10 protein-coding genes are annotated in these 10,858 nt (G+C 65.4%); 5 read left to right on the plus strand and 5 right to left on the minus strand.

Translation table 11 applies throughout. From position 1 onward, the window contains the following. Nucleotides 1-2: 2 nt before the first annotated feature. The 5 genes from astD to RCH14_RS12270 all read right to left on the minus strand — a co-directional run bounded on the left by astD (nucleotide 3) and on the right by RCH14_RS12270 (nucleotide 6,055). Nucleotides 3-1,499, minus strand: coding sequence for a succinylglutamate-semialdehyde dehydrogenase (gene astD / locus RCH14_RS12250; protein ID WP_343026387.1), 1,497 nt, complete (start codon nucleotides 1,497-1,499; stop codon nucleotides 3-5). After that, nucleotides 1,492-2,571, minus strand: coding sequence for an arginine N-succinyltransferase (gene astA, locus RCH14_RS12255; protein ID WP_343026388.1), 1,080 nt, complete (start codon nucleotides 2,569-2,571; stop codon nucleotides 1,492-1,494). The genes astD and astA overlap by 8 nt, the downstream gene beginning before the upstream one ends. Further along, nucleotides 2,562-3,614, minus strand: coding sequence for an arginine N-succinyltransferase (locus RCH14_RS12260; RefSeq protein WP_343026389.1), 1,053 nt, complete (start codon nucleotides 3,612-3,614; stop codon nucleotides 2,562-2,564). Before RCH14_RS12260 ends, astA begins: the two co-directional genes overlap by 10 nt. Before the next feature lie 67 nt (nucleotides 3,615-3,681). Further along, nucleotides 3,682-4,983 carry an acetylornithine/succinyldiaminopimelate transaminase gene (locus tag RCH14_RS12265; RefSeq protein WP_343026390.1) on the minus strand — a complete coding sequence of 434 codons (1,302 nt, stop codon included), beginning with the start codon at nucleotides 4,981-4,983 and terminating at the stop codon, nucleotides 3,682-3,684. A gap of 133 nt (nucleotides 4,984-5,116) precedes the next feature. After that, on the minus strand, nucleotides 5,117-6,055 hold the full coding sequence (locus tag RCH14_RS12270; RefSeq protein ID WP_343026391.1) for a helix-turn-helix domain-containing protein: 939 nt from the start codon (nucleotides 6,053-6,055) through the stop codon (nucleotides 5,117-5,119). Nucleotides 6,056-6,292: 237 nt separating this feature from the next. Here RCH14_RS12270 and RCH14_RS12275 point away from each other — a divergent pair, with 237 nt between their 5' ends. From RCH14_RS12275 to RCH14_RS12295, 5 genes are all read left to right on the plus strand, one after another. Beyond that, on the plus strand, nucleotides 6,293-6,721 hold the full coding sequence (locus RCH14_RS12275; RefSeq protein ID WP_343026392.1) for a MarR family transcriptional regulator: 429 nt from the start codon (nucleotides 6,293-6,295) through the stop codon (nucleotides 6,719-6,721). Next, nucleotides 6,718-6,999 carry a hypothetical protein gene (locus tag RCH14_RS12280; RefSeq protein WP_343026393.1) on the plus strand — a complete coding sequence of 94 codons (282 nt, stop codon included), beginning with the start codon at nucleotides 6,718-6,720 and terminating at the stop codon, nucleotides 6,997-6,999. Before RCH14_RS12275 ends, RCH14_RS12280 begins: the two co-directional genes overlap by 4 nt. Nucleotides 7,000-7,091: 92 nt before the next feature. Beyond that, entirely contained in the window at nucleotides 7,092-7,925 is an 834-nt protein-coding gene (locus tag RCH14_RS12285; protein WP_343026394.1) for an HDOD domain-containing protein, read from the plus strand. Nucleotides 7,926-8,205: 280 nt separating this feature from the next. Beyond that, nucleotides 8,206-9,003 (plus strand): 3-oxoacyl-ACP reductase FabG, encoded by a 798-nt coding sequence (fabG, locus tag RCH14_RS12290; RefSeq protein ID WP_343026395.1) that lies wholly within the window; start codon nucleotides 8,206-8,208, stop codon nucleotides 9,001-9,003. Next, a complete protein-coding gene (locus RCH14_RS12295) occupies nucleotides 8,996-10,828 on the plus strand; it encodes a glycoside hydrolase family 15 protein (RefSeq protein WP_343026396.1) in 1,833 nt (610 codons plus the stop codon). The genes fabG and RCH14_RS12295 overlap by 8 nt, the downstream gene beginning before the upstream one ends. Nucleotides 10,829-10,858 lie beyond the last annotated feature (30 nt).

A 10,858-nucleotide genomic window follows, 5' to 3' on the forward strand; every position in this document is an offset into this window, starting at 1 on the left:
GGTCAAGCTCCTTCGGCCGGGAAGGTCAAGCCGGGCGAGAGCTTGGCCGGCATCTCCAGCGCAGCGTTCTCGATCGAGGCAACCGGATAGGCGCAATAGTCGGCAGCGTAATACGCGCTCGGGCGATGGTTGCCCGACTTGCCCACGCCGCCGAACGGCGCCGAGCTGGCCGCGCCGGTGGTCGGCCGGTTCCAGTTGACGATGCCGGCGCGGGCGCGCACGGCAAAGCGCGTCCACAGGTCTTCGGAAGGCGACAGCAGGCTTGCGGCCAGGCCGTATTCGGTGGCATTGGCTACGCGCAGCGCCTCGTCGAAACTCGCCACGCGGATCACCTGCAGCAAGGGACCGAACCATTCTTCGTCCGGGATGCCTTGCGCGTCGGTCGTGTCGACGATGCCGGCGGTGACAAAGCCGGTGGCAGGATCAAGCTGGCGCATCGCCAGCAGCAGCTTGCCGCCCTTGGCGACCATATCGGCCTGCGCCTGCACGAGGCGCGCAGCGACAGCGCTCGAAACAACAGGGCCCATGAACGGTTGCGGTTCGGCGTTCGACGCACCGACCTGCAACTGCGCGGCCACGTCCACCAGGCGCGCGAGGAACGCGTCGCCGGCAGCGCCGTCTTCGATCACGAGGCGGCGCGCGCAGGTGCAGCGCTGGCCGGCCGAGATGAAGGCCGACATCACCGTGTGGTGCACGGCCGCGTCGACATCGACGGTGCTGTCACCCAGGCCCCAGACGACGAGCGGATTGTTGCCGCCCATTTCCAGCGCCAGCATCTTGCCCGGCTGGCCACCGAACTGTTTATGCAGCGCAGCGCCGGTCTGGCTGCTGCCGGTAAACAGCACGCCGTCGATCAGCGCTTGCTGGCCCAGCGCGATGCCGGTGTCGCGGCCGCCGTTGACCAGGTTCAGCACGCCCTTGGGCAAACCGGCCTGCTCCCACAGCTGCACCGTTTTGACCGCCGTGCGCGGTGCGTATTCGCTGGGCTTGAACAGCAGCGTGTTCCCGGCGATCAGCGCCGGCACGATGTGGCCGTTCGGCAGATGGCCCGGGAAGTTGTACGGCCCGTAGACGGCGAACACGCCGTGCGGGCGGTGGCGCAGCACGGCGTTGCCGTCGGCGATCCTGGTTGCGCTCTCGCCGGTGCGGGCAGCGTGCGCCTGGACCGAGATGTCGATCTTGTTGGCCATCGTGGCCACTTCGGTACGCGCTTCCCATAAAGGCTTGCCGACTTCTTCGGCAATCGTCGCGGCGAGCGACTCGGCGTTGTCCTTCAGCAGATCGCGAAAACGGGTGGCGATGGCGATGCGTTCGGCCAGCGGCGTCAAGGCCCAGTCTTCGAAGCTGTCGCGCGCGGCTTGCGCGGCGCGCCCGATGTCGTCCGGGCTCGAGCTATTGCTGGTCCAGGTCTGGCGGCCGGTCGATGGGTCGATCGTCGCGAGTTCGGCGCCGCTGCCGGCGAGCCATTCGCCGTTGATGTAATTCGAGAGATTAGCCATGGGTGTTTTTCCTGGTATTGAGTGTCAGGGTACGCACGTTGTCGCCGGCGGCGATACGCAATAGCGCCAGCTCGTCGGGACTCAGGACCACGCTGCCCGCGCCGGGCACGGCGCGCGTGAGAATCATCCGGAAGTCGTCCAGACGCGTATTCGACACCAGCATGTGTTCGGTGTCGTGGGCGATGTCTTTTGGCGCGCCGTCAAGCACCTCGCCGGCGTCGATCGCCGGCAAGCCTTCGGCTGCCACGGCCAGTACGCTGTCACGCACGGCGCGCAGTTCGGACACGCGGCCCTGCAGCACGGGACCAGCGTCGAAAATATCGACATAGCCTTCGTAGTACATGCCTTCTTGTTCCAGCAGACGGCGCGCCGGCTGGGTCGAGGTATGCACCTTGCCGATGACGTCAATGGCCGATTGCGGCAGGTAATCGACATACAGCGGCTGGCGCGGCATCAGTTCGGCGATGAAGGATTTCTTGCCGATTGCCGTCAGGCCGTCGACGTGGTTGAAATCCATCTTGAAAAAGTGACGGCCCAGGCCTTCGTAGAACGGCGAATCGCCCGCTTCGTCCTGGTACCCGCGCATTTCGGCGATGATCTTTTCAGTAAACAGCTGCTGGAACTGGGCGATGAACAGGAAGCGGCTCTTGGAGAGCCACTTGCCGTTGAAGCCCACGCGGTATTCGGGCAGCAAAAACAGCGAGCACAGCTCGGTCGAACCGGTGAGGTCATTCGACAGATACAGCGTCTCCATGCGCGTGAAGACATTCAGCTCGCGACTGCAGTGCACCAGCGTGCCGATGCGGTAGTTATAGAACGGTTCGGTCAGGCCCACCGCGCCCTTGATCGCACAGACGCCGGCGATGCTGCCATCGTGCGGTTGTTCGAGCACGAACATGTAGTCGCGCTGCTCGGGGCGAATGGTCTCGGCAAACGAAGCCTCGGACGTGGTCAGGCGCTGGCCGAGCATCTCGGGATCGGGCTTCAGGGTCGTCATGCCACTGCCGGCCTGGCGCGCCATGTCGATCAGGGCGTCCAGGTCGGACGTTTTGGCGGCGCGGATCACGAGCATGATGCTTCTCCTTCGATGCGCAGGCACACGACCTCGTCGCCCGCTGCGACGCCAAGGGCTTGCTGGACGTCGCGCGGCAGCGCGATCGTTGACGTGTGCTCGAGCGGCGCGCAGCGCAGCGTGACGGCCCGGAAGCCGTTGCCGACACTGGCGATGGCGTATTCCACTGGCGCGCCCTGATTGGCCGGCTCCTGGCCGGCAGCGGCCACGCGCAGGCGCTGCGAGGCGCCGAACGAACGCAGCGCGTTCTTGTGCGCCTGCAGGATCGGGCCGCCATCGAAGATGTCGATGTACTCGTCGGCTTCAAAGCCTTCTTGCGCCAGCAGGTCGAAGGCCATCTGGCCACCTGGATGGATCTGGCCCAGGGCTGCCTGGGCATCGCCCGGCAGCAGCGGCACATAGACGGGATAATGCGGCATCAGTTCGACGATCAGCGTGCGGTTGCGGGCGCCTTCGATCAGGCGCTCGGCTTCGAGAAAATCCATCTTGAAAAACTTGCGGCCCAGCGCATTCCAGAACGGCGACTGGCCATCGGCATCGACGCGCCCGGCCAGCGGCACGAAGAAGCGGTCGCCAAAGCGGTGCGGGGCGAGCATTGCGTACAGCAGGCGCGCGCGCGACAGCAGCGCCGCCTCGACGCCGGCGCTGTCGCGGTCGCGCACGAAAAAGCCCGACAGGTGCGAGTAGGCAGTCAGCTCGGAGCACAGCGTCAGCGCGTGCACGTTGTGGCTGATGTTCAGGTCACGCGAGACCTGCTGGATGACATCGTTGCGAAACGCGAAATAGGTGCCGTTCGAGCCGGCTGACGCGTGGATGGCGGCGGTGCCGACGACCTCGCGCGAGCGCAGGTCTTCGAGCACGAAAAGATACGATTCTTCGCTTGGAATATCGACTTGCGCGGCGAACGAGGCGAGCGAGCGCTCGACGGCGGCATTGATGCCTTCACGCGTGCGCGGGAGCGTATGCACCCCCGGCATCGAGATAGCGGCCATCGCTTCGAGCGCGCCGATATCCGCGCGGTCTACCGGACGGACAACATACATGTGGTCTCCTGTGAGTCAGTGCGTGCAGCCGGCCGCCTCGTGCGAGGCGGCCGGCGGGTCCGATGCGTCAGGCGGCGTCGGGTGCCGGCACGGGTGCCTCTTTGCGTGGCGCCGCAGGCGCCTCGATGGCGCCGGCCAAAAATTCAGCCACGGCGGCGCGCATGATGCGGTTCGCTTCTGCGATCTGTGCATCCGAGACGATCAGCGCCGGCGCCAGGCGCACGACATCAGGACCGGCGATCAGGAGCATCAGGCCCATCTTCTCGGCGATCTTGGTGAAGTCCTTCGAGCGGCCTTTCGACGCTTCTGCCATCGGCAGGCCAAGGAGCAGGCCCATGCCGCGTGGCTGGCCGAATACTTGCGGGAAGTCCGCCGCCAGTTGCAGCAGGTTCGTCATGATTGCCAGGTTCGCTTCTTTCACGCGCGCCAGGAAGGCCGGCTGGTTGATGATCTCCAGGACCTTCAGTGCGACGGTGGTGGCCAGCGGATTGCCGCCGTAGGTCGTGCCGTGGCTGCCCACGCCCAGATGCTGGGCGATCTCGGTGGTGGTGAGCATCGCGCCGATCGGGTAGCCGTTGCCCAGTGCCTTGGCCGAGGTCAGCACATCAGGCTTGACGTTCATCTGCTCGTAGGCGAACAGCGTGCCGGTGCGGCCCATGCCCGACTGGACTTCGTCGAAGATCAGCAGTGCGCCGGTCTGGTCGCACAGCTCGCGCAGCGCTTTCAGATAATCCGGGTGGCCCGGGATGACACCGCCCTCGCCCTGGATCGGCTCGACGATCACGGCCGCGACATCATCGGTAATCGCGGCGCGCGCGGCCTCGATGTCGTTGTACGGGATGTGGCTCAGTTCAGGTGGCAGCGGCTCGAAGCCTTCGGTGTATTTCGACTGGCCGCCAACCGACACGGTAAACAGCGTGCGGCCGTGGAACGATGCCAGGCACGAGACGATGCGCGACTTGTGCGGACCGAACTTGGTGTGCGCATATTTACGGGCGAGCTTGAGCGCGGCTTCGTTGGCTTCGGCGCCCGAGTTGCAGAAGAACGCGCGCTCGGCGAACGTCGCTTCGGTCAGGGCGCTGGCCAGGCGCAGCACCGGCTCGTTGGTGTAGCCGTTGCCGAGGTGCCAGAGGGTGTTGAGCTGCTTGGTCAGCGCTTCGTTCACTTCAGGATGGGCGTGGCCCAGCGAGGTGACGGCGATGCCCGAGGTGAAGTCCAGATACTGCTTGCCTTCCTGGTCCCACAGGTCCAGGCCCGATGCGCGCACCGGCACCATGGCGGCCGGGGCGTAGGTCGGGACCAGGACGTCGTCGAAGGTCTGGCGGGTGACAGACCGCGTGGCGATACCCGAATCGAGCTGAGCGTTCATGGCTTTTTCCTCATCCAATCAATGTAAATGGCGCGGGACAGGTCTCCCGCATGATCAATTCATTATAGAAACGCTTGCTGACAACTTCTTTTAGAAGTGCGACAGGCATTTTCATTTTTGACGCCGGAGGGCGCTATTGCGCCAATTTCCTCTGCCGCTCTTCGCGTGGCGTATTGCCGAACAAGGCCCCGAACGCCGTCGAAAAGTGCGAGCCCGACGAAAACCCGCACATCAGCCCCACCTGCACGATCGAGTGGTTGGTGTCGAGCAGCAACTGGCGCGAGCGGCGCAGGCGCAGTTCGAGGTAGTAGCGCGATGGCAGGCTGCCCAGGTATTGCTTGAACAGGCGCTCGAGCTGGCGCCGCGAAATGCCCGAGAGCTGCGCAATCTCGTCGGTGGACAGCGGCTCTTCGATATTGGCTTCCATCAGCGCCACCGCTTCGGACAGTTTCGGTTGCAGCGCGCCGAAGCGGGCTTGCAGCGCCACGCGCTGGCGCTCGTCCGGGCCGCGCACGCGGTCGATGCACAGCGTTTCTTTCACTTGCGCCTGGACGGTCGCGCCAAACAGCAGGTCGACCAGCGTCAGCGCGAAGTCGATACTGGCCGCGCCGCCGCAGCAGGTGAGGCGGTTGGCATCGAATTCGTATAAATTGGGCGTGAGCAGGGCATGCTCGGCCTGGGCGTTGACGTCCGGGTACAGCGCCCACGGCAGCGCAGTGCGCACGCCGTGCAGGGCGCCGGCATCGGCCAGCCACAGCACGCCGGCGCCGACACCACCCCAGAACGGCGCGGCGCGGCAGCGTTCGACCAGCGCGCGCAGATTGGCCGGGCGCAGCGCCGCTTCGGCTTCGTCGGCCACCAGCAGCACCAGGTGCCAGTGACGCTGGGCGTCGCCCATGAATTTGTCGGGACTGCGCACGTCGACGTGCAGGCGCTCGGGTCCCAGCACCTTGGCGGCCAGCCGCAGCGGCTGGTACAACCCGGACCAGGTCAGCGCGTCGGGCTCGCCAGCATTGACCAGGAGCACGCGCAGAAGCCGCTCCTGCGTCAGCAGGGACAGGTCAGGCTGCATCGCGGCGGATGGTCAGGGTCACGAAAAGGAAACGGCCACAGGCCTGTGCGAACGACATGGGCGTACATCATACCGGAGAACATTCACGCCACAAGCCTGTGGCGGCCTGCCCGGTAATATTGCGTAGCGATGGAGGCGTGGCGTTTCGGGCAATGCAGCGGGCAGTGCAGCGGGCGGCTATAATCCCGGCCCATGGGGGAACGATATCTAAAAAGCGTCCGACTGCTGGCCGAGTGCATGCAGAGCTTCGAGCGCGTCTCGGGCGACGCAGTGCGCCAGAACGGCTTGACGCATGCGCAGTTCGATATCATCGCCACGCTCGGCAACACGAGCGGCATGAGCTACAAGGAGCTGGGCGAGCGCACCCTGATCACCAAGGGCACGCTCACCGGCGTCATCGAGCGTCTGGAGCACAAGGGCCTGGTACTGCGCGAGCGCAGCTGCGACGACAAGCGGTCGTTCTTCGTGCGCCTCACGCCCGCCGGCGAACAGGTATTCTGCGATGTGTTCCCGATTGTGATCGCACGCGGCAAGGAATTGTTCCACGCTTACAGCGACACCGACTTCGCCACGCTCGAAACCGCCCTGATGCTGCTGCGTACCCGCATCGCCAGCGACGGCAACGGTCCCCCGCCATCACCACCCCACCTGAAGGAAACGCCTTGAAAACCGCCCTCATCGACGACAAGAAGCCCGCTCATTTCGACAAGCACATCATCGGCAACATCCTGCTCGACGTCGCACCACTGGATGAAGTCCAGGAAGAACCGATGCTGATCGGCGTGCGCAACGAAGCGGGCGAGATCTATCGCCTCATCGGCGCAACCAAGCTCAACAGCTACATGAACGCGGTCGAAGAACTGTTCGACCTGGGCCTGGCCGACGAGCTGGAAAATACCGAAGAGCCAAAAGAAGGCTGCGACGCCATCTTCAGCGAAGCGTAATCGGGTCGCAGGGATACCACAGGCCATCGCCAGTGGTTCTCTAGAGCAATATATTTGGTTGCGCTCCGATGGGTTGGGGGTATAATTTTTTCATGGACCGACTCTCCTCCCTCGACAGCATCGCTGCTGAAGCCAGCCGGGGCGAACTCACGTTCCCCACCAGCGTTCATGCATCGCTCAAGTTGCAGCGGGCGCTGAGCGAACCCGACTGCCACATCGACGCCGCCGCCCGCCTCGTGCAGGCCGAGCCGCTGCTGGCCGCGCGCACGGTGGCAATCGCCAACTCGGTCGCCTATAACCGGTCTGGCAACGACGTCACGAACGTGCCCGCCGCCGTGCAGCGGGTGGGCTTTCGCACGCTCGGCGCGCTGGCCGCATCCGTCATCGTGCGCCAGCTGGCTGGCGAAATCCGCGATCCGGGCCTGCGCAAGAAGGCCGACCAGCTCTGGACCCACTCGGCCCACGTGGCCGCGCTGGCGCAGGTCATTGCGCGCCGCGTGTCGTTCGTCGACCCTGAAACCGCCCTGTTCGCCGGTATCGTGCACGAAGTCGGCGGCTTTTATCTGCTGTCGCGCGCCGAATCGATGCCGGGACTGCTTGACGATAACCTCGATGCCTGGCTCGACCATGGCGAAGCGGCCATCGGCCGCGGCGTGCTGCACAAGCTTGCCGTGCCGGCGCCGGTGATGGACGCCATCGAAGCGTTGTGGGACGGCATGCGCGCGCTGCCGCCCGAAACCCTCGGCGACACGCTGCTGCTGGCCAATGACCTGGCGCCGTTCCCGTCGCCGCTGTTCGCGCCGGTGGGCGCCACGACCTATGCGGGCGCGGCCACCATCGACTTCGTGTTCGGCCACGGCACGCTCAAGGGCGTACTGGCAGAGTCGGGCGACGAGGTCAGAAGCCTGGCATCGGCGCTGCGGTAGGCAAAAAAAAAATGCCCGCTCGGTGACGAGCGGGCCAAAGTCCAAAACTAGGGATGTCCTGAAAGAGACAGCCTGATCTTATGTCCCGTGGGATGCGCACTCGGTGCGCTGACTCACACTGGACGCATTTCAATCGGCTTATTTCAGCCCGATTATTCACCCCCTCTTTTTCCGCGCGACATTGCCAGGGCATGCGTATCGGGCCCATCCCCGCTTTCTGCTAAGGTCATTCTCATATCCGGCGCACGCAACCGTGCGCCCCGACCTTCTGGAGAATCCCATGAAAATCAGCCTGCAAGACCAGGTGGTGCTCGTCACCGGCGGCGATTCCGGCATCGGCCGCGGCATCAGCCTTGCGTTTGCCGACGCCGGCGCGCATGTCGTCGTCAATTACAACAGCAGCCGCGACAAGGCCGAAGAAGTCGTCGCCCAGATTACCGCCGCCGGGGGCCGCGCCGTCGCGGTCCAGGCCAATGTCGGCCATGAAGACGACGTCACGCGCCTGTTCGACGAAACCATTCAAGCCTTTGGCGGCATCGATATCCTGGTAGCCAATTCGGGTATCCAGAAAGACGCGCCAATCGCCGAGATGACGCTCAAGGACTGGCAAGCCGTCATCGACGTCAACCTCACCGGCCAGTTCCTGTGCACGCGCGCGGCCATCCGGCGCTTTCGCGAGCAGGGCAACCGCGGCCGCATGCGCGCCAACGGCGCCATCCTGTGCATGAGTTCCGTGCACGAGATCATTCCCTGGGCCGGCCACGTCAACTACGCTGCGTCCAAAGGCGGCATCGGCATGCTGATGCGCTCCCTGGCGCAGGAAGTGGCGCCCGACCGCATCCGCGTCAACGCCATCGCCCCGGGCGCCATCCGCACGCCGATCAATGCCGAGGCCACCGAAGGCGCGGCGGCCGACAAGCTGCTCAAGCTGATCCCGTATGGCCGCATCGGCGACGTGGACGACGTGGCGGCGCTGGCGCTGTTCATGGCATCCGACCTGGCCGACTACATGACCGGTACCACGGTGTATGTCGACGGCGGCATGACGCTGTATCCGGGCTTTGAAGACAATGGTTGACCGTTCAGCCAACTCCAACGGCACGCCACCGCCACGGCCCATCGCCAACCACGGCGCCATCGGCAACCTGGCCACGATGGCGCTCGTCGCCACCGACGGCACGATCGACTTTTTATGCTGGCCCGACTTCGACAGCCCCAGCATATTCGCCGCCCTGCTCGACCCGGACAAGGGCGGGCACTTCACGCTGGCCCCGCAGATGGCGGATGCGCGCGTCGTGCAGACCTACCTGCCCGACACCAATGTCCTGCTCACGCAGTGGCTGGGTGACGAGGCCAGTGTCCAGATTACCGACCTGATGGCCGGCCCCGAAGAAATCGGCCACGGCGCGGCATGTCTGCTGCGGCGCGTGCAGGTCACGAAGGGCCAGGTACGGATGCGGCTCGATTGTCAGCCGCGCTTCGACTATGCGCGCCTGCAGCCCGAGGTCAGCATCACGCAGGACCAGGTGGTGTTTTCCGCGGCCGGCGCGCCGTCGCTGCGCCTGTGCGCGGCGGTCGACTTCACTGCCATCGACGGCGGCGCCGGCGCTGTTTTCGTGATGAAGGCCGGCGAGTCGATCGACATCGTTCTGGACGAAGAAGGCGACCCGCCACTCGATCTGGCGGCGCGCGATACGCTGGTCGTCGACGTCGTCGCGCACTGGCGCAACTGGGCCCGGCGCTCGACCTACAAGGGCCGCTGGCGCGAAGACGTCACCCGCTCGGCGCTGGTGCTCAAGCTGATGACCTCGCGCCGTCACGGCTCGATGGTCGCAGCCGCGACCTTCGGCCTGCCCGAAGTGCTGGGCGGCTCGCGCAACTGGGATTACCGCTCGACCTGGATCCGCGACGCCTCGTTCACCGTGTACGCGCTGATGCGGCTTGGCTACACCGACGACGCCAAGGCGTTCACGCGCTGGTCGGCCGAGCGGCCCGGTCATGGACCGGATCACGGCCAGCTGCGGATCATGTACGCGCTCGACGGCGGCGAGGTGCAGGCCGAAGTCGACCTGGATCACCTGGCGGGTTACGCCGGCTCGCAGCCCGTCCGGATCGGCAACGACGCGGCCACCCAGCTGCAGCTCGACATCTTCGGCGCCCTGCTCGACGCGGTTTACCTGAGCAACAAGTACGGCGAGGCGATCTCGCATGCCGGCTGGCTGGGCGTATGCCACGTGGTCGACTTCGTGTGCGCCAACTGGCGCCGGCCCGACGCCGGTATCTGGGAAGGCCGCGAAGCGCCGCGCGAGCACCTGCACTCGCAACTGATGTGCTGGGTGGCGGTCGACCGGGCGATCCGCCTGGCCAGCAAGCGCTCGCTGAGCGCCCCGTTCGACCGCTGGATCGCGGCGCGCAACGACATCTCCAACTACATCTGGGCCACGTTCTGGAACATGGATCTGGGCTACTTCGTGCGCAGCAAGGGTTCCACCGACCTCGATGGCGCGATGCTGATGATGCCGCTGGTGCGCTTCATCGGCTCGACCGACCCGCAGTGGCTGGCCACGCTCGACGCCATTGGCGAGCAGCTGGGCGACGATGCGCTGGTGCTGCGCTACGACCGCGACGATGGCCTGGAGGGTGAGGAAGGCGCGTTCGCGGCCTGTTCGTTCTGGTACGTCGAATGCCTGGCCCGCGCCGGGCGTCTGGAGCAGGCGCACAACAATATGGAAAAGTTGCTCGCCTACGGCAACCACGTCGGGCTGTACGCCGAGGAGTTCACCAGCCAGGCCGAGCTTCTCGGCAACTTCCCGCAGGCGTTCACGCACCTGGCCCTGATCAGCGCTGCCACGTATCTCGACAGCGCCCTCGATGGCAGGAACAACCATCCGTGGCAGTTGTAGAGCGAGCAGCTTGCACGCCACCTTTCAGAG

Origin of the sequence: Massilia sp. MP_M2, assembly GCF_039123635.1 — a bacterium.
In the GTDB taxonomy this organism is placed as follows: Bacteria; Pseudomonadota; Gammaproteobacteria; order Burkholderiales; family Burkholderiaceae_D; genus Telluria.

Coding starts and splice junctions, on each gene's coding strand:
- RCH14_RS12295 (WP_343026396.1), top strand. CDS start 8,996: ATGGTTGACCGTTCAGCCAACTCCAACGGCACGCCACCGCCACGGCCC.
- RCH14_RS12275 (WP_343026392.1), top strand. CDS start 6,293: ATGCAGAGCTTCGAGCGCGTCTCGGGCGACGCAGTGCGCCAGAACGGC.
- astA (WP_343026388.1), bottom strand. CDS start 2,571: ATGCTCGTGATCCGCGCCGCCAAAACGTCCGACCTGGACGCCCTGATC.
- RCH14_RS12260 (WP_343026389.1), bottom strand. CDS start 3,614: ATGTATGTTGTCCGTCCGGTAGACCGCGCGGATATCGGCGCGCTCGAA.
- astD (WP_343026387.1), bottom strand. CDS start 1,499: ATGGCTAATCTCTCGAATTACATCAACGGCGAATGGCTCGCCGGCAGC.
- RCH14_RS12270 (WP_343026391.1), bottom strand. CDS start 6,055: ATGCAGCCTGACCTGTCCCTGCTGACGCAGGAGCGGCTTCTGCGCGTG.
- RCH14_RS12265 (WP_343026390.1), bottom strand. CDS start 4,983: ATGAACGCTCAGCTCGATTCGGGTATCGCCACGCGGTCTGTCACCCGC.
- fabG (WP_343026395.1), top strand. CDS start 8,206: ATGAAAATCAGCCTGCAAGACCAGGTGGTGCTCGTCACCGGCGGCGAT.
- RCH14_RS12285 (WP_343026394.1), top strand. CDS start 7,092: ATGGACCGACTCTCCTCCCTCGACAGCATCGCTGCTGAAGCCAGCCGG.